Origin of the sequence: Blastomonas sp., from assembly GCF_041747255.1 — a bacterium.
GTDB lineage: Bacteria > Pseudomonadota > Alphaproteobacteria > Sphingomonadales > Sphingomonadaceae > Blastomonas.
In genome coordinates, this window is sequence record NZ_JBGTFM010000154.1 from 1 (window position 1) to 22,388 (window position 22,388).

The following is a 22,388-nucleotide window of genomic DNA, read 5'->3' on the forward strand; positions in this document are numbered from 1 at the left end:
TGCGGGGAGCGCAACCGCTCGCCGCCTGCTCGATGACCGGCTGCTTGACCGCCTCGACCGACAGGCGTCGGCCGAACTGGCGGAGGAAAATGGGCAATGACCGCACTGGTTTCGGCAAGCCGCCGGGTCCGGCTGGCCAGCAAGCGCCAGCGACTGGCGGTGACCGCCCGGATGCGTCTGACCCTGGTACTGGCGGTGTTCGGGCTGGGCATGGCGTCGATCCTGATGCGCCTGACCTTCATCGGCGTGTTTGGTGAGCAGGCGCAGGCGGCATCGCGATCCTCGCATGTTGATCCGGGTCGCGGCGACATTGTCGACCGCAACGGCGTGCCATTGGCGCGCACCATCCAGGGCTACGCCATCCGCGTCGTGCCCGAGCGGCTGATCGGGGATCGTAAGGCGCTGGCCGCCTCGCTCTCCGAGATTTTCCCTGATACCAGCGAGGCGCGCTTCCTCGCTTTGCTGAACAACAAGAAGCCCACCTATTTGCGCCGCCGCGCCGTTCCCGAAGAGGTCAACAAGGTGCATATGCTGGGCGAGGTCGGCATCGAATATCCACGCGAGCAGGAACGCTTTTACCCGCAGCTGCAACTCGCCGCGCACGTGCTGGGCTATGTCGGTCATCCTGAGCGGAAAAATGCCGCTGGCCAGATGGTGCCTTCGGTTGCCGAAGAGGGCATGATGGGCATGGAGCGCGCGCTCCAGAAGCAGCTTGTCGATCCGGTGCAGCGGCTCACCCCGGCGGCGCTCTCGATCGATATCCGCGTGCAGGCGGCGCTGGAAGACGAGCTTGGCCGCGCGATGAAATCTTATGACGCCAAGGCCGCTGCCGGCATCGTGCTGGATGTCGATACCGGCGAGGTGATGGCGATGACGTCGCTGCCCAGTTTCAACCCCAACCGTTTCGATGCCAGCAGCGCGCCGTTTGAGGCCAATCAGGTCACCTATCGCTTTTTCGAACTGGGATCGACGTTCAAGCCGCTGACTGTTGCGGCGGCGATCGATGCGGGTACTGTCACTGATCTGTCGCGGCGCTATGACGCGACCGCACCGCTTAAGGTGGGCGGCTTCCAGATCCGCGATTTGCATTCGCAGCGCCGCTGGCTCAACGTGCCCGAAACATTGATCCACAGCTCGAATATCGTGACCGCGCGGATTGCCGACGAGCTTGGCCCCGAGCGGTTTCAGAAGGTCATGCGCGATCTGCACTTTGACCGGCCCGCCGAGATCAACCTGCACGAACGCGCCAAGCCGCTGTGGCCTGCAAACTGGGGACGGCTGACCAACATGACCGTCGGCTATGGCCATGGCATCGCGGTGTCGCCGCTGCATCTGGCGAGTGGCTATGCGGCAATGGTCAACGGCGGACTCTACCGTCCCGCAACGCTCGTCAAGCTCGACCCCAGGGAGGTGCCGCGCGGCGACCAGGTGTTCAAGCCGGCAACCAGTGCGCGGATGCGACAGTTACTGCGGATGATTGTCAAGGATGGCACCGGGCGCAAGGCCGATGCGCCGGGGTTCCGGGTCGGGGGCAAGACCGGATCGGCTGAAAAACCGGGTGCGGGCGGCTACAAGCGCAGCTCGGTGGTTGCGACCTTCGCTGCGGTCTTCCCGATGGATGCGCCGCGCTATGTCGTGCTGATCATGATCGACGAGCCTGCGGGCAATCAGGCGTCATCATTCCAGCGCACTGCCGGTTGGACAGCAGCGCCGGTGGTGGCGCGGCTGGTGCCACGCATCGGGCCAATGCTCGACATCATCCCCGATGACCGGCGCGATGTCGATGTGTCTGAACTGATGCCGCTGCTGTGGAAGGCCCCGGTCAAGGCGCAGGCCACCGTCAAAGCCAAGCCCAAGGCAAATAATGATGATGGCTGAGCGATGAAGGACGGGCGGGCTTGCATCTCGCAATATGCACCATAGAGGAGGCAGGGATTTTCAGGGTCGGTAAAGGGTGTTGCGATGAAATTGGGTGAACTGACAGCCGGACTGTCTGACGCCGATGCCGCGCACACGGTTACCGGCTTTGCCATCGATCACCGGAAGGTCGCGCCCGGCACCGTGTTCGGCGCGTTCGCCGGTGCCCGCTTCAATGGCGAGGATTTTATTTCCACAGCGGTCGCATCAGGCGCGGTAGCGGTGGTGGCGGTGCCGAATGCGCAGGTGACTGGCGCGGTGCACATTGCCGACGCCGAACCGCGCCGTGCCTTTGCGCAGATCGCGGCGCGGTTTTTCACGCCAGTGCCCGCAACGGTCGCTGCCGTCACCGGCACCAACGGCAAAACATCGACCGCAGAGATGACCCGCCAGCTGTGGCACATGGCCGGGCACAGCGCCGCCTCGATCGGGACCTTGGGGGTCACCACCTCGGTCGATCAGGTGTCGACCGGGCTGACCACGCCCGACATCGTCACCTTCCTCGGCAATATGTCCGGGCTGGCGCGCGAGGGGGTCAGCCACGCGATCTTTGAGGCATCGAGCCACGGCCTGTCGCAATATCGCACCGAAGGCCTGCCGGTGCAGATCGGCGCGTTTACCAACCTCAGCCGCGACCACCTCGACTATCACGGCGACATGGACAGCTATTTCGAGGCCAAGATGCGGCTGGTCGATGAGGTGGTGGTCGATGGCGGCGCGTTTGTCGTCTGGGCCGATGACGACTGGTCCGCCAAGGTGGTCGCGCGCGCGCAGCAACGCGGGCTCGCGGTGATGACCGTGGGCCACGATGGCGATGCGATCCGCCTGATCGACCGCGTACCGACGCAGCTTGGCCAGAAGCTCAAGGTCGTGCATCAGGGCAAGGAGTGGATGCTCAACCTGCCGCTGATCGGTGCGTATCAGGCCGCCAACGCGCTGGTTTCGGCAGGCATCGTGCTGGCGAGCGGCGAAGACCCCAAATCAGTGTTCGATCACGTCCAGCGTTTGCAGCCGGTGCGCGGGCGGCTGGAGCGCGCGGTAATTTCGCGCACGGGCGCGCCGGTCTATGTCGATTATGCGCACACCCCCGATGGGCTGAAAGCCGCAATCGAAGCGCTGCGTCCACATGTAACCGGCAAGCTGATCACGTTGTTCGGCGCAGGCGGCGACCGCGACACCGGCAAGCGGCCCGAGATGGGCAAGGTCGCCAGTGACCTGTCTGACGTGGTGATCGTGACCGATGACAATCCGCGCTCGGAAGATGCTGGCCTGATCCGCGCCGCCATTATTGCCGCTGCGCCGGGAGCCATCGAGATCGGCGAACGCCGCGAGGCGATTGCCGAGGCGGTGGCGATGGCAGGCGCGCATGACATCGTGCTGCTCGCGGGCAAAGGGCACGAGCTTGGCCAGATCATCGGCGACCGTGTGTTGCCGTTCGATGATGTGCAGGTGGCGCGCGAGTGCGCGGCGTGAGCGTGATCAACCGCGACTACCCCTCCCCCTCGACGGGGTGGACAGAGTCACGTGCCTCTGTCCACGGCTGCGTAGACTTGTCAGCTTGTCTGCCTAGTCGAAGCCGGGAGAGGGTGAAGGCGGCTGGGCGCGACGGTTGTTGTGCAGCCGCTTCCCCCTCTCCAAGACTTGCCAGGCAGCAAGCTGCCAGGCCAAGTCTTTCCTCTCCCGCAAGGGGAGAGGAAGGATGACATTGTGGACCTCCGCCGAGATCGCGACCGCCACCGGGGGCACAGCCAGCGCTGACTTCTCCGTCACCGGGGTCGCGTTCGACTCGCGCGAGATCACCCCCGGCGACCTGTTCATCGCGATGGTGGGCGAGGAGACCGACGGCCACCGCTTCATCGACAGAGCGATGGCAGCGGGCGCGACAGGGGTGATCTGCCAGCAGCCTGTGGAATATCCGCATGTGCTGGTCACCGACAGTGCCGCCGCGCTCACCGCGCTTGGCCGCGCGGCGCGTGACCGCAGCGACGCAGTGATCATCGGGGTCACCGGATCAGCGGGCAAGACCGGCACCAAGGAGGCGCTGTTTCAGGCGCTCGACCGGATGAGCTTTGGCGGCGCGCACCGTTCGGTCAAAAGCTACAACAACCATGTCGGCGTGCCGCTCAGCCTCGCCCGGATGCCGCGCGATGCGCGCTATGGCGTGTTCGAGATGGGGATGAACCATGCAGGCGAGCTCGCCGACCTGACCCGCATCGTTCGGCCCCATATTGCGATCATCACCACCATCGCGCCTGCGCATATCGGCCATTTTAGCGGCGAAGAGGCCATCGCCGATGCCAAGGCCGAGATTTTCGAGGGGCTTGTCGACGGCGGCACCGCGATTGTGCCCCACAACAACGCGCATTACGAGCGGCTGTTTGCGGCGGCCTCGGCTCACGCCGCGCACGTCATCCGCTTCGGATCAAGGCCGGACAGCGAGGCAAAGCTGATCGACACCATCCGCGCGACAGGCGGCGGGTCGCTGGTCACCGCGCAGATCGGCGAGGCGCGGCTGTGCTTTCGCGTCGCCCCTCCCGGCGACCACTGGGTGATGAATGCGCTGGCGGTGATGGCCGCAGTCGATGCGGCGGGCGGCGATCTGGCGGTGGCAGGTGTAGCGCTCGCTGAACTTCCGGGCATGGCGGGGCGTGGCGCGCAAACCCGTATTGCGACGCCAGATGGCGGCACCGCATTGCTGATCGACGAGGCCTACAACGCCAACCCGGCATCGATGCGGGTGACCATCGAGGCGCTTGGGCAGGAACCGGTCAAGCGGCGCATCGTGGTGCTCGGCGCGATGAAGGAACTTGGCGCGGGCAGCGCGGGCTATCACGCCGGGCTGATTGAGCCGATTGTCGCTGCCGATGTGACCCATGCGATCCTGGTGGGCGATGAAATGGCTCCACTCGCCGATGCGCTCGCCAAATCGCTTGTCTGGCAGGGGCAAATCACGCATGTGCCCGCCGCTGGGGTTGCGTTGGACGTTCTCTCGCCGCTGTTGTCTGATGGCGATGCGGTGCTGGTGAAGGGGTCCAATGCGATGGGGTTGAGTAAGCTGGTGCGTGCGCTTGCCGAGCCGCGCCACGAGCCGGTTGCCGCGCGAGAGGGGTTCTGATGCTGTATCTGCTGGCACAATATCTGGATTTTGAGGGGCCGCTGAACCTTATCCGCTATTTGAGTTTCCGTTCGGGCGCGGCGATCATCACTGCGCTGTTCATCGGGATGGTTATCGGTCCGCGCTTCATCGTGATGTTGCGGCTGCGCCAGGGCAAGGGTCAGCCGATCCGCGAAGATGGTCCGCAGACCCATCTTGCCAAGCGTGGCACGCCGACGATGGGTGGGCTGATGATCCTGATTTCGCTCAGCATTTCGTTGTTGCTGTGGATGGACATGAGCAGTGTTTTCGTCTGGGCCTGTCTGGCGGTGACATTGGGTTTCGGGCTGATCGGGTTCCTTGATGATTATGACAAGGTGCGCAAGGCGAGCCACAAGGGCGTCTCGGGCAAGGTGCGGCTGGCAGCCGAGTTTCTTATCGCCGGGGTCGCGAGCTGGGTGATCCTCAACGAAACCGGCACGATGCTCTATGTGCCCTTCCTCAACTATCCGCCGTTTGATCTGGGCTGGTTCTACATCCTGTTCGCGGCGTTCACGATTGTCGCATTTGGCAATGCGGTGAACCTCACCGACGGGCTTGATGGGCTGGCGACCTTTCCGGTGATCATCGCCAGCCTGACCTTTCTGGTCATCGTCTATCTGGCGGGCAACGCCAAGTTCGCGGCCTATCTGGGCATTCCGCACGTGGTGGGCGCTGGCGAGCTGGCGATCCTGTGCGGGTGCATCATCGGCGCGTGCCTTGCATTTCTGTGGTTTAACGCGCCCCCGGCGGCGGTGTTCATGGGCGATACCGGCAGTCTGGCCCTCGGCGGGGCTTTGGGCGCAATTGCGGTTGCCGCGCATCACGAAATCGTGCTCGGCATCGTCGGCGGGCTTTTCGTGATCGAGGCGATGTCGGTGATCATCCAGGTGTTCGTGTTCAAGCGCACCGGCAAGCGTGTGTTCCGCATGGCCCCGATCCACCATCATTTCGAGCAGCTGGGCTGGCCCGAATCGACGGTGGTGGTGCGCTTCTGGATCATCTCGCTCGTGCTCGCGCTCGCGGGTCTTGCGACGTTGAAAATCCGGTGATCGTCTCGCAAGCCTTTACCGCGAAACGCTATTGCATCCTCGGGCTGGCGCGCTCGGGGCTGGCGACGCTCGACGCGCTGATGGCATCGGGCGCGCAGTGCACCATCTGGGACAGTCGCGAAGAGGCGCGCGAGGCGGCGCTCGCATGCCACCCCGACGCGGTGGCCGGCGACCCGATGGAGATTGACCTTACCGGCTTCGACGGCCTGATTGTCTCCCCCGGCGTGCCGCTGAACCGCCACCCGGTGGCCGACCGTGCGCGCGCCGCCGGGGTCGCGATCATCGGCGATATTGAGCTGTTCGCGCTTGCCCGGCCCTGCCTCCCGCCGCACCGGGTGGTCGGGATCACCGGAACCAACGGCAAATCGACCACCACCGCGCTGATCCACCACATCCTGCATGTCGCAGGTGTGCCCGCTGCCATGGGCGGCAACATTGGCCTGCCTATTTTGTCGCAGGCACCGCTTGCCGCCAATGGCAGCGCCACCGGCGTTTATGTGCTTGAGCTGTCGAGCTATCAGATCGACCTGACCTTCAGCCTCGATTGTGACGTCGCGGTGCTGCTCAACATCACCCCCGATCATCTTGACCGCTATGATGGGTTCGCAGGCTATTGCGCATCAAAGGCCCGGCTATTTTCAATGCAGCAGGGTGATCACCCCGCCGTAATCGCGTGCGACGACGAGCCGAGCTGTGCGATTGCCGCAAGCCTGAACCATGTGATCACGGTCCACGCCGCCGATATCAACCCCGCAGATCAGGCCGCATGGCCCAGCCTGCAGGGACCGCACAACGCGCAGAATGTCGCGGTGGCGCTCGCGGTGACCGAGGCGCTGGGGGTGGATGCAGCCAAGGCGCGCGCTGCGCTGGCCAGCTATTCCAGCCTGCCGCACCGTATGGAGCGCGTCGCCGAACACAATGGCGTGCTGTATGTCAACGACAGCAAGGCGACCAACCCGGCCTCGACCGCGCCCGCGCTTGCCGCCTATCCGCGCATCCACTGGATCGTTGGCGGGCTGCCAAAGGGCGACAGCCTTGATGAATGCGCGCCGTTTTTCGGCCATGTGGTTGAGGCCTATACGATTGGCGAGGCCGGGCCGGTCTTTGCTGACCAGCTTGGCGCCCACATGCCGGTGACCCGCGCCGAGATGATGGACACGGCGGTGCGCGCCGCGATGGCGAATGCCTTGCCGGGCGATACCGTGCTGCTGTCGCCCGCCTGCGCATCGTTCGACCAGTTCCGCGATTTTGAGGCGCGTGGCGACAGTTTCCGCCAGATCGTCGCGGCTTTGGTCACGGCGCAGACCGAGGACGCCCGAGCAAAGGACAATGTGCGATGAATGATCTCACCGCCGGTACCATGCCCGAAACGCAGCCGGCGGTGGCACGCCCCTATCAGCTGCCGCGCAGCCTCGGCCGACGTCTGGGCCGGTCAGACCGTTCGCAGCTGGCGATCTGGTTCTGGGAGCTGGACCGGGTGTTGCTCACGTTGATCCTCGTGCTCGTCGCCATCGGGCTGATCGCGGTGCAGGCGGCATCGCCCGCATCGGCGCGGCGCTTGTCCACGCCCGATGAAACGCTCAACCCGCTGTATTTTTTCTATCGCCAGCTGGGCTGGGTCACCGTGGGTCTGGTGGCGATGTTCATCGTCTCGATGCTGCCCAAGCGCGAGGCGCGGCGGCTGGCGATCATCATGACCGGCATATTTCTGGCGCTGCTGGTGCTGGTTCCCGTGTTCGGTTCGGAAATCAACGGGTCGAAGCGCTGGATCGGCTACGGTCTGACGCTGCAGCCGTCGGAATTCCTCAAACCCGCCTTTGCGGTCACACTCGCGTGGATTCTGTCGTGGAAGATCAAGGACCCAAGCCTGCCGGTGATGACGGTGTGCATCTTGCTGACCGCGTTTGTCGCGGTGCTGTTGATGCGCCAGCCCGATCTTGGCCAGACCATCGTCTTCATCGGCATCGCTTTCACCCTGCTGGTGCTGGCCGGGCTGCCGCTGCAGGTGGTCGGGCTCGGGCTGGGCGCGGGCGCGCTGGGCATGACCGCAGCCTATTTTCTCTATCCCGTCGCGACGCAGCGGATCAACGGCTGGCTGTTTGGTGGCGGCGAATACGATCAGGTGATGTTCGCGCACAAGACGCTCACCGGTGGCGGGCTGATCGGCACCGGGCCGGGGCTGGGCAGCAACAAGTTCAACCTGCCCGAAGCGCACACCGACTATATCTTTTCGGTGATCGGCGAGGAGTTCGGGTTGCTTGCCTGCGCGGCGATTGCGCTCGTGTATTTCGCCATCATCGTGCGCGTGTGCCTTCGCCTGCTTGAGGAACGCGACCTGTTCACGATCATGGCGGTGGCCGGGCTCACCGCGCAGTTCGGCGGGCAGGCGTTCATCAACATCGCGGTCAACCTGCAGCTGTTCCCGTCAAAGGGCATGACCTTGCCATTTATCAGCTATGGCGGATCGTCGATGATCGCGCTGAGCATCGGCGTGGGATTGCTGTTGGCGCTCACCCGTCGTAACCCGTTCCAGGACCGATCCATGCTTGGGTCCGAATGGAGCAGACCATGACCATCACCCGCCACTATGTGCTCGCCGCTGGCGGCACCGGGGGTCACCTGATCCCCGCTTTTGCACTCGCGCGTGAGCTGCAGCAGCGCGGCCATCATATCGCGCTTATCACCGATGAGCGCGGCGCGAAGATTCCCGGCGTGTTCGAGGGCGATCAGGTCCACATCCTGCCGCCGGGGCGGATTGCCGGCGGCCCGATGGGCTGGCTGCGCGGCATGAAGGGCATCTGGGCGGGGCGCAGGATGGCGCTCAACCTGTTCGAAACCTTCCAGCCCACCGCTGTGATCGGCTTTGGCGGATACCCCGCGCTGCCCACCTTGCTGGCGGCACAAAAGGCGGGCATCCCGACGATCATTCATGAACAGAACGCGGTGCTGGGCCGGGTCAACCGCTTTATGGCGGGCCGGGTGAACGCGATTGCCACCGCCTACAAGCAGGTCGACCGGCTGGACCCCAAGCACAGCCACAAGTTGCACATTGTTGGCAACCCGGTGCGTGAAGAGGTGCTCGACCTGCGCGGCCAGAACTATCCGCCGCTGCTTGAGGACGGGGTGTTCCGCGTGCTTGTCACCGGCGGCAGCCAGGGCGCGCGCATATTGTCAGAGGTGGTGCCCGACGGGCTCGCCATGCTGCCGGTCAATCTGCGCCGCCGCCTGCAGGTGGTGCAACAGTGCCGCGAGGAAGACATTGACGGCGTGCGGGCCAAATATGCCGAGTTCGGCATTCCGGCGGAGCTCGCCACCTATATGAACGATCTGCCCGCCAAGCTGGGCTGGTCGCATCTGTTTATCGGCCGCGCGGGCGCATCGACGATTGCCGAGCTGACCGTGGCCGGGCGGCCCGCGATCCTGATCCCGCTGCCCATCGCCACCGATGACCACCAGAGCGCCAATGCGCGGGAGATGGTCAAGGCAGGCGGTGCACGTTCGATCCGGCAGGAGGCATTCACGCCCAAGGAACTTGCCAAGCAGATCCAGAAGATGGCGCTCGATACGCAGGCGCTGGAGAATGCCGCGCTTGCCGCGCATACCTGCGGTTACCCCCACGCGGTGCGTGACCTTGCCGATCTGGTCGAGAGCTTTGGCGCTGCGCCGCTTGCCGACATCATCCGTGTCGCGCCCTCTGCGAAGGGGCATGCGATCGGTGGCGAGGCACTCGCCCGCGAAACAGAAAGAGCAGAAGCATGAAGGGCGTCGGCATCGACATCGGCACGATCCATTTTATCGGTATCGGCGGCATCGGCATGTCGGGCATTGCCGAGGTGATGCACAATCTGGGCTACAAGGTGCAGGGCTCGGACATCGCAGAAAGCTATGTCATCGATGGTCTGCGCAAGCGCGGCATCAACGTGATGATCGGCCACACCGCCGAGAATCTGGGTGACGCCGCCGTGGTTGTCACCTCGACCGCGATCAAGCGCGGCAATCCCGAGGTTGATCTGGCGCTGGAAACGCGTGTGCCGGTGGTGCGCCGCGCCGAGATGCTCGCCGAACTGATGCGGCTCAAGTCCACCGTCGCGATTGCCGGAACGCACGGCAAGACGACCACGACATCGATGGTCGCCGCGATGCTCGATGCCGGCGGCATCGACCCGACCGTGATCAACGGCGGCATCATCAACAGCTACGGATCGAACGCACGGCTGGGCGCGAGCGAGTGGATGGTGGTTGAGGCCGACGAAAGCGACGGCAGCTTCCTGCGGCTCGACGGCACGATTGCGGTGGTCACCAACATCGATCCTGAACATCTCGACCATTATGGCAGCTTCGATGCGGTCAAGGACGCGTTTGTCGAGTTCGTCGAGAACGTGCCCTTCTATGGCGCAGCGATCCTGTGCCTCGATCATCCCGAAGTGCAGGCGATCCTGCCGCGCGTCAGGGACCGGCGGATCGTGACCTATGGCTTTTCCGCGCAGGCCGATATCAAGGGCGAGAACGTCACCCCGATCCCCGGCGGCAACCGCTTCGACGTGACGGTGCGCGAGCGCGATGGCTCGATCCGGCAGATTGCGGGTATCGAACTGCCGATGCCGGGACGCCACAATGTGCAGAACGCGATTGCGGCGATTGCGGTCGCGTTGCAGATGGGCATGGCCGACAGCGACATCGTTACCGGCTTTGCCAAGTTCGGCGGGGTCAAGCGGCGCTTCACCAAGGTGGGTGAAGTCGACGGCATCACCGTCATTGATGATTATGGCCACCATCCGGTTGAAATTCGCGCGGTGCTTGCTGCCGCGCGCGAGGGCGCGGAAAACCGCATCATCGCGGTCGTGCAACCGCACCGCTATTCGCGGCTGGGCGATCTGATGGATGAGTTCCAGCAAGCGTTCAACGATGCCGATGTCGTCTATGTCGCGCCCGTCTATGCGGCCGGCGAGGACCCGGTCGAGGGCGTCGATGCCGATGCGCTGACCAGCGGCCTCAAGCAACGCGGCCATCGGCAGGCACGCACGATCAGCGGCGCGGATGAGCTGGCGGATTTGTTGGCTGAGGAGGCAGAGCGCGGCGACATGGTCGTGTGCCTGGGTGCGGGTGATATCACTAAATGGGCGGCGGGGCTTGCTGATGCGATAGCTACGCGGAGGGTGACTGCGTGATTTCTGCGGCCTCCCGCTCTGAGACAATGCCGAGCGTGCGTGGCAAGTTGACCGCCAATGCGCCGCTGGCCCCCTTGCTGTGGTTCAAGACTGGCGGCCCTGCTGAATGGCTGTTCGAGCCCAAGGACGCTGACGATCTGGCGCAGTTCCTCGTCGCGCTCGACCCGTCAATCCCGGTGATGGCGCTGGGCCTTGGCTCCAACCTTATCGTGCGCGATGGCGGGGTGCCGGGCGTCGTGGTGCGGCTGGGCAAGGCGTTTGCGCAGGTTGAACGGCTGGACGACATAACCTTGCGCTGCGGCGCCGGAGCCTCGGGTATTCTCGTGTCCTCCACCGCGCGCGAAGCCGGAATTGGCGGGCTGGAGTTTCTGCGCTCGATCCCCGGCACGGTCGGCGGCTTCGTGCGGATGAACGGCGGCGCCTATGGCCGCGAGGTGATGGACATCCTGATCGATTGCGAGATTGTCGATCGCAACGGCGCACGCCGGACGCTGGCGCTCGCGGACCTGCACTACAGCTATCGCCACTCCGATCTGCCCGATGGCGCGATTGTCATCAGCGCGCGGATCCAGGGCGCGCCTGCCGACCCCGCCGCCATTCAGGCCGAGATGGACCGCATCGCCACCTCGCGCGAGGCCAGCCAGCCGCTGCGCAGCAAGACCGGCGGATCGACCTTCAAGAACCCCGATCGGCACAAGGCCTGGGCGTTGATCGACGCCGCCGGATGCCGCGGATTGGCAGTCGGCGGCGCGCAGGTGAGCGAGAAGCACACCAACTTTCTGATCAACACCGGCGATGCGACCAGCGCCGATATTGAAGCGCTGGGCGAAGAGGTGCGCGCCCGCGTGAAGGCGCAGTCGGGCGTGGAGCTGGAATGGGAAATCCAGCGGATAGGAAATACTTCTCCCTCTCCCCTTCAGGGGAGAGGGCTGGGGAGAGGGGGAGTCAGCACATGACTAGCTCAGCACACTCCCCTCTCCCTTCGCCGCTGCGCAGCTCTTCCCTCTCCCCTGAGCCGCAGGCGAATGTAGCTCAACGAGAGAGGGCGAGGTTGCACATCGCTGTCCTGATGGGCGGCTGGTCGGCGGAGCGCGAGGTGTCGCTGATGAGCGGCGAGGGTGTTGCCAAGGCGCTTGAATCGCGCGGGCACACTGTCACCCGCGTCGATATGGACCGCAATGTGGCTGCGGTGCTGTCCGGCATTCGCCCCGATGTGGTGTTCAACGCGCTGCACGGCACGCCGGGCGAAGATGGCAGCGTGCAGGGCATGCTCGATCTGATGCAGATTCCCTATACGCACTCGGGCCTGGCCACCTCGGTGATTGCCATCGACAAGGTGCTGACCAAGCAGGCGCTGATGCCGCATGGCATTCCGATGCCGGGCGGACATATTGTGCGCTCGCAAAGCCTTTACGCGGGCGATCCGCTGCCGCGCCCCTATGTGCTGAAGCCGGTCAACGAAGGCTCCTCGGTCGGAGTTGCCATCGTCAAGGCGGAAAGCAACTATGGCGACCCGATCAGCGCTGAGGCGTCCGGCCCCTGGCAGCATTTCGATGAACTGCTCGCCGAACCGTTTATCAAGGGCCGCGAACTGACGGTCGCGGTGCTCTGCGACCGCGCCCTGTGCGTCACCGAGTTGCAGACCAAATCGGGCTTTTACGACTATGAGGCCAAATATACCGACGGGTTGACGCTGCACATTTGCCCGGCGGACATCCCCGCCGATATCGCCGCGATGTGCCTCGATCTTGCGTTGCGCGCACACCAGATTCTGGGCTGCAACGGCGCGTCGCGCTCCGATTTCCGCTGGGATGATGAACAAGGCGCGGCAGGGCTTTACCTGCTTGAGGTCAACACCCAGCCGGGCATGACGCCGTTGAGCCTGGTGCCCGAACAGGCGCAATACTGCGGCATCAGCTATGCCGATCTTGTCGAAGCGATTGTCCAGCAAGCCCTTGGGGAGCAGGCATCATGACCACCCGGATCAAACGCGGCGCACCCGCCCGCAGCAGGGCATCAAGCCGCAAGCCGCGCACCCGGCAGCGCTCGCGCGCCAACGCGCTGCTCGGACGCCTGCCGTTCAGCGATGCGCAGCTGCAAAAGGCGGCGACCATCGGCGTGCTTGGGTTACTGACGATCGGTGGCATCATCACCGCGCAGTTCATGGGCCTGCCCGCAATGGCGCGCGATGAGGTGGCGCTCGCTGCGGGCCGCGCGGGCTTTGAGGTCAAGAAGGTCGAGGTGCGGAACGTCGACAAGATGAACGAGCTCAAGGTCTATGAAATCGCGCTGGCGCAAAAGGACCGCTCGATGCTCAACGTCGATCTTGAAGAGCTGCGCTATGAACTGATGGGGATGAAGCTGGTCGCGCCCGATGCCGAGGGCGACGCCGCTGGCAAACGCACCGCGCCGACCGGCTGGATTGCCGATGCACGCATTTCGCGGCAGCTGCCCGATACGCTGATTGTCGATATCGTCGAACGCAAGCCCGTTGCTGTGTGGAACGCCAAGGGCAAGACGATGCTGGTCGATGCGCAGGGGGTTCCGCTGGAGCTGCCGCGCGACCAGATCGACCCCAAGATGCTGCGCATCGTTGGCGCGCGCGCCAATGCGCGGATCGGCGATCTCACCAAGCTGCTCGATGTTGCCCCGGCGCTGACCCCGCAGGTGAAAGAGGCCGAATGGGTCGGCAACCGGCGCTGGAACCTGACCTTCCATTCAGGCGAGGTGCTGGCGCTGCCCGAAGGGGCCGATCTGTCGGAGGCGGCTTTGGTCAATTTCGCGCGGATGGACGGCGTCAACCGGCTGCTGGGTAAGGGCGTGACCTATTTCGATCTGCGCGATCCCGAACGCGCCTATTTACGCAAGCCGCGCGAACCACGGCCCGCCCCCGACAGCATGGCATTGGCAGAACAATGACAGACAGCAAGTCACGCAAGGCACCCGCCGCCGCCAAACCGCGCATCGAGGCGACGTTCGGCGCGCTCGACATTGGATCGTCCAAGATCGCCGCGCTGATTGTTGGTCGCACCGAGACCGGCGAGCTGCTGGTGCTGGGCGCCGGGCAGCGGCTGAGCGAAGGCGTCAAGCGCGGCTATATCACCGATCTGCAGGCGACCGAGCTGGCGGTGCGCGAGGCGGTGGAACAGGCCGAGCGCATGGCGGGCATCAACATCGATCACGTGCATGTCAGTTGCACATCGGGCGGCTTGTCGAGCACGATTGCACGGGTTGAGGTGGACCTGGGCGGTGGCCGCATCGATGAGGATGATGTCGATCATCTGCTGGTCGCGGGGCGCGAGACCATCCAGCCGGGCGGACGGCTGGTGCTGCATGCGCAGCCTGCGCTCTATACGCTCGATGGCGCGACGGGCGTCAAAAAACCGATCGGCTTGCATGCCGAGCGGCTGGGGGTCGATATCCATGTGGTGTTTGCCGATGGCGCGCCGGTGCGCAACATCGACCAGACCGTTGGCGCGGCTTACCTTGGCGTGCGCGGCATTGTTGCCTCGCCGATCGCTGCGGGCACCGCGTGCCTGGGCGAGGAGGAGCGCGAGCTTGGCGTGGCGCTCATAGAAATGGGTGCGGCGGTCACCAACATTTCGCTTTACGCCGGCGGCATGCTGGTTGGCCTGTTCACCATTCCCTTTGGTGGATCGGACATCACCGACGCCATTGCCTCGGCCTTTGGCCTGCGCCGGACAGAGGCGGAGCGGATCAAGTGCTTCCACGGTGCAGCGACATCGTCACCGCGGGACAATCATGACATGATCGACCTGCGCCTGCCCGATGAGGACAGCAAGCTGGTCGGTACGGCAGCCCGCAGCGCAGACGACAAGAACAGCATCAGCCGCGCACAGCTGGTCTCCGTGATCCGCCAGCCGCTCGACTATCTGGTCGGCGAGGTCGCCAAAGGATTGAAGGCATTGGGCTTCACCGGCGCGCAGGGTCAACGCATCGTGCTGACCGGCGGCTGCGCAGAGCTGCGCGGGCTGGCCGATCACATGCAGGTGGCGCTTGGCCGCACGGTACGCATCGGACGCCCGACGGGGCTGGTCGGCCTGCCCGATGCCCACGCTGGCCCTGCCTTTTCGACGCTCGCCGGGCTGGTGCTGTTCGCAGCAAACGAGCCGGTGGACATCCGCACCGTCGCGTCATCCTATCAGCAGGTCCACAAGCATTCAGGTGCTGCCGTCATGCAGCGGCTCTGGCGCACCTTCCGGGCCAATTTCTGATGGGTAGCGCCTCGAAAACCAGCGCAAATGCACGAAGCGGTGGAAAACGCGATATTTTACGTGAATTCGCGAATCAAACTGTGCAAGGTGAAACCTGCTATTGCTTCAATTTCATGAAGCATGGGAGATTGGACGCATGAGCATCACCATTGGACCGCCCACCGTTGACGAATTGCGTCCGCGCATCGCGGTGATTGGTATCGGCGGCGCAGGGGGCAATGCCATTGCCAACATGATCGCGGCCAATGTCGAGGGCGTCGATTTCATCGTTGCCAATACCGATGCGCAGGCGCTCAATTCATCGACTGCCGAGCGGCGTATCCAGCTCGGCCCGGATGTGACCCAGGGCCTGGGTGCAGGATCGCGGCCCGAGGTTGGTCGCGCGGCTGCCGAGGAAACCGTGCAGGATATCGAGGCGATCCTTGAGGGCACGCATATGTGCTTTATCGCCGCAGGCATGGGCGGGGGCACCGGCACTGGGGCTGCGCCGGTGATCGCCAAGGCAGCGCGTGAACGCGGCATCCTGACCGTCGGTGTGGTCACCAAGCCGTTCACCTTTGAAGGCACGCGCCGGATGCGCGCCGCCGACAGTGGCATCGAGGAACTGCAGAAGAACGTCGATACGCTGATCGTCATTCCCAACCAGAACCTGTTCCTGATTGCCAACCCCAACACAACCTTCAAAGAAGCCTTCAAGATGGCGGACGAGGTGCTGCAACAGGGGGTGCGCTCGATCACCGATCTCATCGTCAATCCCGGCCTGATCAACCTCGATTTTGCCGACATCCGTTCGGTGATGCGCGAAATGGGCAAGGCGATGATGGGCACCGGCGAGGCCGAAGGCGACGGCCGCGCGCTGGAAGCGGCGGAACGCGCAATCGCCAATCCATTGCTCGATGGCGTTTCGATGCGCGGCGCCAAGGGTGTCATCGTCTCGATCACCGGCGGCGATGACATGCGCCTGATGGAGGTTGACGAGGCCGCCAATCACATTCGCGAACTGGTCGATCCCGATGCCAACATCATCTGGGGCAGCGCCTTCAACCCCGAGCTTGAAGGCAAGATCAGGGTCTCGGTGGTGGCGACCGGGATCGATGGTGAGGGTTTGCAGAACGCAGAGGATTCGCGTCCATTCACGCTTTCGACCGCAGGCACGCGTGGCTTTTCGATGCCGACGCCTGCGCCAGTGCCGGTGGCAGCACCCGCACCACCTGCGCCATCGACAACACCGTCCTTTGCCCGTCCACCCGAGGCCGCAGCAGCCTCCGGGCTGGACATGGCCGAGCCTGAATATCCTGAACCGCTGGACCTGGGACTGGCCGCAGAAGCGATTGGCGATGACGACGCGACAGAATCCAGCCCGGCCAACGACGAACTGCTGCTCGATGCCGAAAGCCTTGCCGAAGCAGACCAGCAAGAGGCCCCGGCACCGCTGGTGGCACCGACAGAAAGCCCGCTCAAGCCCAAGCCGCCGCGTGTAGCGACCGGCGGCGGCACCTTGTTTGAGCGGATGTCGAGCATGTCGCGGGGCGGCGCGCGCGATGGTGACAGTGACGAAGATGATACGACGGACGCACCGCCGCTTAACATCCCGCGCTTTCTGGGCCGCCAGAACAATTCTTGATGACATGGTGAAGCCGGGTGGTGTGCATGGTTGCTCACGCCCGGTTCTACCAATCGTCGAAGCCGCGCCACGCTCTGGCGCGCCTGATCCACTTTGCGGCTTGCATTCACCGCCGCCAGGGGCGACGTAAACGTCAACCATGACACAGATCAATTCAGACTTCCGGCAGGTCAGGCGTTTCGTTGCCAGCCTGTTGCTCGGCACCGCGCTGTTTTCTGCACCTGCTTTGGCACAGGAGGGGCCTGACGAGCCGGAGCAAGCAGGCTCGGGCTATTCATCGCTGAGTGTTGCGCAGCCTAAGGGCACGCGCGAGCTGCAGAGCGCGTTGATGCGACTCGCGACCGATTCATCGGACCTCAATGCGCTCATTGATGCCGGTCATGCCGCTCTGCTGCTCAACGATCCGCAAGCCGCCATCGGTTTTTTCGTCCGCGCCGACCAGATCGACCCGCGCAACGGCAGGATCAAGGCCGGGCTCGGATCGACCTTGTTGCTGAATGAAGACCCGCATGAAGCGCTGCGTCTGTTCGATGAGGCTCAGCGGCTGGGTGTCGCCGAAACTGTGTTCGCATCCGATCGCGGACTTGCCTACGATCTTGTCGGCAACTTCGATGCTGCGCAAAACGACTATGAACTGGCTTTGCGGCGCGGTAGCGACGATGAGACAATCCGGCGTTATGCGTTGTCGCTGGGCATATCCGGGGATCGCGCCGCCGCCGAGGCGCAGCTCGATCCGTTGCTGCGCAAACGCGATGCCGCTGCGTGGCGGACCCGGGCTTTCGTGCTCGCGGTGACTGGCGATGTTGAGGGTGCGGTCTCGATTGCTGATGCGACTATGCCCAAGCGGATGGCCGCGTCGATTGAGCCGTTCTTTCGGTTCATGGTGCGGCTTACCCCGGCGCAGCAGGCAGCTGCCGCGCATTTCGGGCACTTTCCGCAATCCGCCGCCATCGGCAAGGATGATCCACGCAACCGGCAGTATGCCTCACGTGGCACCCCGCGTCCGCGCACCAACAGGGCCGATGCCGGGCTTATCCCGGTGGGAGACCCGTTGGGACCATCGGCCGACAGCAGGGGCCGCAAGACGGTCAAAGTTGACAAGGCACAGCGGCGCAGGCCGGGTCGCAAGGCCACCGGTGGCGAAACGCAGGTGGCGCTCGCGCAGCCTGCGCCTGCTGCAGCGCTAAAGGCCAGCGCTGCGCCGCCTTTACCCGCGCCGCCGCGTCTGACCGGACCAGTCGTTGCGACATCGGCACCAACATCTACGCCAACGCCAACGCCAACGCTTCCGCGGGCGATGGCCGCTGCAACTCCAGCGACCGTGCAAGCGATCGGCGTCGACAGGGGAGCGGGTGCGGCGCGCAGGCGTGCGGAGGAGGAGTTGGCTGCAATTGACCCGGCCAAGGTACAGCGCATCGCCGGGGCCAGCCAATTACCGGTTCCCGAAGGTTATCGCACTGTGCCTGCTGCATCCTCCCAAGGGGCGATGGTGCAGGCGGTGCCGGGGGCAGAACCGGCATCAGCGGCGCGCGCCACCGTGCAGGCCGTGCCCGGTGCAGCGATGACCTCAACCGACCGTGCAACAGTGCAAGCTGTGCCTGGCACAACCGTGCCCCCGGCAACACGCGCCACCGTGCAGGCAATTCCGCCAGCCGTCGCCTCGGCGCCGGGCAACGATTCTGTGCGCCCTGGCTTTGCCAGCCTGCCCGATGTTACCACGCGCGCGGTTACGCGAAATGAGATCGCCAGAAATGAGATCGCCGCGCTTCCCGCCAGCCCGGTCCAGCAGGCAGGCACCGGCGCACCCGCGCCGCAGGTCAACGGTCCGACCGGCTTTGACCTCGCCCGGGTTGCGTCCCCCACCGCTGCAGCCTCGGCAAGCGTCACACCTGTGCCTTCGGATGCCGCCCCAACGGGGCAACAAGCCGCGACGACACAGCCGCTTGCCAGCCGTATCAGCCTCGCCACGATCATGCCCGACATCAAGGCGATGCCGCAGGAACCGGTGGCCAATCCCGACGCGGTGGATTTGACCAAGATCAAGCCCGCGCCACCAAAGCAGCCTGAGGCCAAAAAAGCAGAGCCCAAAAAGCCCGAGCCCAAAAAGGTCGTGAAGCCTGAGCCGCCCAAGCATCCCAAGCGCCATTGGGTGCAGGTGGCTGGCGGCGCCAATCGCACCGATCTGGCCAAGGAATGGAAACGCCTGACCGGTGCCGCCCCGCAAGCATTCAAGGGCAAGCAGGGTTGGTGGACACCCCTTAATGCCACCAACCGCTTGCTTGCTGGCCCATTTGGCAGCGAAGGCGAAGCGCAGGCCTTCGTCAACGCGCTGTCAAAAGAAAAGCTCTCGGCCTTTGCCTTCACAAGTTCAGAAGGCCAGCAGGTCACCAAGCTGGGCGGTTGAGCCTGTTCCATCACCACTCCCCTCTCCGTTTATGAGAGGGGCAAAGGTTCGCCTCGCTGAAACGGGTGGGGTCAATTGTATCGCAGCAAAAAAAGGGGGGCTCATGGCCCCCCGATCCCCTGTATCTGGCCGCAGCGATCTTGCGCCGCTGCGGCCTTTTTTCCAAGCAGGCTTAGAATTTGAAGCGCACAATGCCGCCATAGGTGCGCGGCTGGTTCGGGTAACCCGAGACCGTGCCGGCCTGTGCGACGCCATCGAACACCGTGATGATGTATTGATCGTCAAGCAGGTTGCGCGCCCAAACGCCGACCTCCAGCCCATTGTCGAGTTGCAGAATCATCGACGCGTTCACAAGATTGACTTCGCGCTGGAAGATCCGCAGGTCGCGGCGCGCGTTGACTGGGCCGTTGAAGGTCGGCAAGCCGTTGTTGATCGCGACATTGCTTTCATGGCTGTAGTCAATCCGCGTCAGCAGTTTGTTGCCACTGCTGCCGAATTCGTGGGTGTAGGTCGCCGACGTTGCGAGGCTCCACTCCGGGATGCCGCCGGGACGAAAGCCAGTCAGATTACCCACCGGGCTTTCGGTGAAGCTGTCGAAATTGGCATCAAGATAGGTTGCCGCAAAGGTGAACACCAACCCTCTGGTGGGGGTGATGGTCGTATCGAGTTCGAAGCCCTTCACCGACTGTTCGCCGGCATTGTTGAGCTGGAAGCCCGTGCCGGTAAACAGGAAGCTCTGGAAACCCTGAATCGTCTGGTCGAACAGCGCGAGGTTGACGCTCAGTCCCGGCCAACTGGCCTTCATGCCGAGTTCGTAGACTTCCGCTTCTTCTGGTCCGGCGAAGCGCGAACCGGTACCGAGATTGGGCACCGCCAGACCTGCGCCGATGATGGGCGAGTTGGGCGCTGCGAAGGTCGAACGACCCGGGCCGGGAATGAAATCCCCAAACGCCGGGCGGCTGTCGCGCGACAGGTTGATCGAGCTCGCCTTGAAGCCGGTCGAATAGCTGGCGTAGACATTGACCCGATCCGAAACCGCGTAAGACGCGCGCAGCAGATAGGTCAGCTTGTCGTCGCGCGTCCGGCCGGGCTCAACTGCGTTGGGCAGGTTGAGGAACGGCGGCTGGAACTGGAATGCGCTCAGACCGAGCAGCGGGTTGACTGCCGGATTGGTCGCCGCTGCAAGCAGCGCCTGCTGGTTGGCGGCTGGCAGCGCCTGGAATGCCGCACGGTTGCGGACCCCGCCACCCGTGGCCTGAACGATAAAGGCATCGACCAAGTTGATATTGGCCAGCGGATCAAACGACTGCTGTGCAAGCGCGAAATCCTTCTTATCGTCGGTGTAGTTGAACCCGGCGGTAAAGACGAGGCCATCAACCGGCTCAAAATCGACCGTCCCGAACACCGACCACGACCGGTTGTCCATCGCGAATTGTTCAGCCGTAAGCGGGCCGGGCCTGAAGATCGAATTTTGCGGCAGGCCAAGCCCGGCTTCGACCCCGTTGAACACCATCGGGTTGCCCGCCAGCAGGCTGAAGAATGCCCGCGTGTCGGCACCGGTGGTCAGGCGGCTGTCCTGCGTGATCGACTCATCGAAAAAGTATCCACCCAGAAGGAAGTTCAGCGGCCCATCGAAATCCGACGAGATCCGCAGTTCCTGCGTGAAGGTCTCCACATCCTGGTCGCGGGTTTCGGTCACCACATCGGCGCTGGTGAAATCGACATCCTGATCGAGGAAGTTTTTGAGTTCACGATAGGCGGTGATTGAGGTCACGGTGAGCGCGCCAATATTCCAGTCGGCCTGGATCGATCCGCCGTAATTCTTGACTTCGTTGCGCGGCACCTGGCTGAGGAAAGTGTTGTAGCTGAAGAAGTTGGTGTCGAGTGCGCCACCAACCGCGAACACCGCAGGCGCGGTGGGCCCGGCCACCAGGGTCGAAACCAGACAGCACACTTCGTCGATCTTGCCATAATCGACAATCGCGCGGATCTTGAAATCTGCGCTCGGTTCAATCAGCAACTGGGCGCGCGCCGTCCAGCGGTCGCGGTCCGAAACGTCCTGATTAAGATTGACGATATTGGCATAGCCATCGCGGCGGTTGTAACTGCCGTCCACCGAGAACGCGATGTTCTCGCTGATCGGACCGGTAATTTCGCCCTTGAGGATCAGTGCGTTGAAGTTGCCGTAGCTGGCCTCAACCTGGCCGCCGAATTCATATTGCGGCTCTTTGGTGATGACCGAGATCACACCGGCGCTCGCATTTTTGCCAAACAGGGTCGATTGCGGCCCGTTCAGGACTTCAATGCGCTGAACCATGTTAAGGTCAGACAGCGCAGCGGCCGAACGTGAGCGGAACACGCCGTCAATGAACACGCCAACCGAAGGTTCGATGCCGAAGTTGTTGTCGCCGTTGCCGAAGCCGCGGATGATGAACGTGGTGGCAGACGCGCTCTGCAACTGGCTGACCCGCAGCGAGGGAGTGACCGTCTGCAGATCCAGCACGTCACGGATTTGCGCGTTTTCGAGCGTTTCGCCGGTGGTCACCGATACCGAGATCGGCACTTCCTGCAGCGTTTGCTCGCGCTTGGATGCGGTGACGATGATGACGTTGCTTTCAAAATTCTCTTCGTCCTGCGCCGCATCTTGCGCCAGCGCTGCACCCGGCATCGCGAGCGTGCCGATGGCTGCGCCGGAAAGAAGAATCGATTTCAGGCGTGTTTCGGTGAATTTCATGGACATCTCACTCCCCTAAAGTGCTGACGCGAAGGCACATTAACCAGCTCTCTCGCGCGTTATATCGTTCTTATGGTCGCGGGCCGGGCAGGACAATCACAAACCACGGAATCAACAGCGA

15 protein-coding genes are annotated in these 22,388 nt (G+C 63.8%); 14 read left to right on the forward strand and 1 reads right to left on the reverse strand.

Annotated features, from left to right (window positions below; genetic code table 11):
- The first annotated feature begins 96 nt into the window (after positions 1 to 96).
- The 14 genes from ACEW8G_RS05410 to ACEW8G_RS05475 all read left to right on the forward strand — a co-directional run bounded on the left by ACEW8G_RS05410 (position 97) and on the right by ACEW8G_RS05475 (position 19,533).
- Positions 97 to 1,878, forward strand: a complete 1,782-nt coding sequence (locus ACEW8G_RS05410; protein ID WP_373487418.1) for a peptidoglycan D,D-transpeptidase FtsI family protein — start codon at positions 97 to 99, stop codon at positions 1,876 to 1,878.
- A gap of 84 nt (positions 1,879 to 1,962) precedes the next feature.
- A complete protein-coding gene (locus ACEW8G_RS05415) occupies positions 1,963 to 3,390 on the forward strand; it encodes a UDP-N-acetylmuramoyl-L-alanyl-D-glutamate--2,6-diaminopimelate ligase (protein ID WP_373487419.1) in 1,428 nt (475 codons plus the stop codon).
- Between the two features lie 226 nt (positions 3,391 to 3,616).
- On the forward strand, positions 3,617 to 5,032 hold the full coding sequence (gene murF, locus ACEW8G_RS05420) for a UDP-N-acetylmuramoyl-tripeptide--D-alanyl-D-alanine ligase (RefSeq protein WP_373487420.1): 1,416 nt from the start codon (positions 3,617 to 3,619) through the stop codon (positions 5,030 to 5,032).
- Positions 5,032 to 6,102 (forward strand): phospho-N-acetylmuramoyl-pentapeptide-transferase, encoded by a 1,071-nt coding sequence (gene mraY / locus ACEW8G_RS05425; RefSeq protein WP_373487421.1) that lies wholly within the window; start codon positions 5,032 to 5,034, stop codon positions 6,100 to 6,102. The genes murF and mraY overlap by 1 nt, the downstream gene beginning before the upstream one ends.
- A complete protein-coding gene (murD, locus tag ACEW8G_RS05430; RefSeq protein ID WP_373487422.1) occupies positions 6,099 to 7,442 on the forward strand; it encodes a UDP-N-acetylmuramoyl-L-alanine--D-glutamate ligase in 1,344 nt (447 codons plus the stop codon). The genes mraY and murD overlap by 4 nt, the downstream gene beginning before the upstream one ends.
- On the forward strand, positions 7,439 to 8,674 hold the full coding sequence (locus ACEW8G_RS05435) for an FtsW/RodA/SpoVE family cell cycle protein (RefSeq protein ID WP_373487423.1): 1,236 nt from the start codon (positions 7,439 to 7,441) through the stop codon (positions 8,672 to 8,674). The genes murD and ACEW8G_RS05435 overlap by 4 nt, the downstream gene beginning before the upstream one ends.
- Positions 8,671 to 9,861 (forward strand): undecaprenyldiphospho-muramoylpentapeptide beta-N-acetylglucosaminyltransferase, encoded by a 1,191-nt coding sequence (gene murG / locus ACEW8G_RS05440; RefSeq protein ID WP_373487424.1) that lies wholly within the window; start codon positions 8,671 to 8,673, stop codon positions 9,859 to 9,861. Before ACEW8G_RS05435 ends, murG begins: the two co-directional genes overlap by 4 nt.
- Positions 9,858 to 11,270, forward strand: a complete 1,413-nt coding sequence (gene murC, locus ACEW8G_RS05445; RefSeq protein WP_373487425.1) for a UDP-N-acetylmuramate--L-alanine ligase — start codon at positions 9,858 to 9,860, stop codon at positions 11,268 to 11,270. Before murG ends, murC begins: the two co-directional genes overlap by 4 nt.
- 26 nt (positions 11,271 to 11,296) lie before the next feature.
- Positions 11,297 to 12,226, forward strand: coding sequence for a UDP-N-acetylmuramate dehydrogenase (gene murB, locus ACEW8G_RS05450; protein ID WP_373487452.1), 930 nt, complete (start codon positions 11,297 to 11,299; stop codon positions 12,224 to 12,226).
- Positions 12,227 to 12,321: 95 nt separating this feature from the next.
- Positions 12,322 to 13,245, forward strand: a complete 924-nt coding sequence (locus ACEW8G_RS05455; RefSeq protein WP_373487426.1) for a D-alanine--D-alanine ligase — start codon at positions 12,322 to 12,324, stop codon at positions 13,243 to 13,245.
- A complete protein-coding gene (locus tag ACEW8G_RS05460) occupies positions 13,242 to 14,189 on the forward strand; it encodes a cell division protein FtsQ/DivIB (protein WP_373487427.1) in 948 nt (315 codons plus the stop codon). Before ACEW8G_RS05455 ends, ACEW8G_RS05460 begins: the two co-directional genes overlap by 4 nt.
- Positions 14,186 to 15,505 carry a cell division protein FtsA gene (gene ftsA, locus ACEW8G_RS05465; RefSeq protein WP_373487428.1) on the forward strand — a complete coding sequence of 440 codons (1,320 nt, stop codon included), beginning with the start codon at positions 14,186 to 14,188 and terminating at the stop codon, positions 15,503 to 15,505. Before ACEW8G_RS05460 ends, ftsA begins: the two co-directional genes overlap by 4 nt.
- A 136-nt stretch (positions 15,506 to 15,641) precedes the next feature.
- Positions 15,642 to 17,129, forward strand: a complete 1,488-nt coding sequence (gene ftsZ, locus ACEW8G_RS05470) for a cell division protein FtsZ (RefSeq protein WP_373487429.1) — start codon at positions 15,642 to 15,644, stop codon at positions 17,127 to 17,129.
- Between the two features lie 139 nt (positions 17,130 to 17,268).
- Positions 17,269 to 19,533 (forward strand): SPOR domain-containing protein, encoded by a 2,265-nt coding sequence (locus tag ACEW8G_RS05475; protein WP_373487430.1) that lies wholly within the window; start codon positions 17,269 to 17,271, stop codon positions 19,531 to 19,533.
- 172 nt (positions 19,534 to 19,705) lie between these two features.
- Here the strand turns inward: ACEW8G_RS05475 and ACEW8G_RS05480 are convergent, their stop codons facing one another.
- Positions 19,706 to 22,267 carry a TonB-dependent receptor gene (locus ACEW8G_RS05480; RefSeq protein WP_373487431.1) on the reverse strand — a complete coding sequence of 854 codons (2,562 nt, stop codon included), beginning with the start codon at positions 22,265 to 22,267 and terminating at the stop codon, positions 19,706 to 19,708.
- Positions 22,268 to 22,388: the final 121 nt, after the last annotated feature.

Coding starts and splice junctions, on each gene's coding strand:
- ACEW8G_RS05410 (WP_373487418.1), top strand. CDS start 97: ATGACCGCACTGGTTTCGGCAAGCCGCCGGGTCCGGCTGGCCAGCAAG.
- ACEW8G_RS05415 (WP_373487419.1), top strand. CDS start 1,963: ATGAAATTGGGTGAACTGACAGCCGGACTGTCTGACGCCGATGCCGCG.
- murF (WP_373487420.1), top strand. CDS start 3,617: ATGACATTGTGGACCTCCGCCGAGATCGCGACCGCCACCGGGGGCACA.
- mraY (WP_373487421.1), top strand. CDS start 5,032: ATGCTGTATCTGCTGGCACAATATCTGGATTTTGAGGGGCCGCTGAAC.
- ACEW8G_RS05435 (WP_373487423.1), top strand. CDS start 7,439: ATGAATGATCTCACCGCCGGTACCATGCCCGAAACGCAGCCGGCGGTG.
- murG (WP_373487424.1), top strand. CDS start 8,671: ATGACCATCACCCGCCACTATGTGCTCGCCGCTGGCGGCACCGGGGGT.
- murC (WP_373487425.1), top strand. CDS start 9,858: ATGAAGGGCGTCGGCATCGACATCGGCACGATCCATTTTATCGGTATC.
- murB (WP_373487452.1), top strand. CDS start 11,297: ATGCCGAGCGTGCGTGGCAAGTTGACCGCCAATGCGCCGCTGGCCCCC.
- ACEW8G_RS05460 (WP_373487427.1), top strand. CDS start 13,242: ATGACCACCCGGATCAAACGCGGCGCACCCGCCCGCAGCAGGGCATCA.
- ftsA (WP_373487428.1), top strand. CDS start 14,186: ATGACAGACAGCAAGTCACGCAAGGCACCCGCCGCCGCCAAACCGCGC.
- ftsZ (WP_373487429.1), top strand. CDS start 15,642: ATGAGCATCACCATTGGACCGCCCACCGTTGACGAATTGCGTCCGCGC.
- ACEW8G_RS05475 (WP_373487430.1), top strand. CDS start 17,269: ATGACACAGATCAATTCAGACTTCCGGCAGGTCAGGCGTTTCGTTGCC.
- ACEW8G_RS05480 (WP_373487431.1), bottom strand. CDS start 22,267: ATGAAATTCACCGAAACACGCCTGAAATCGATTCTTCTTTCCGGCGCA.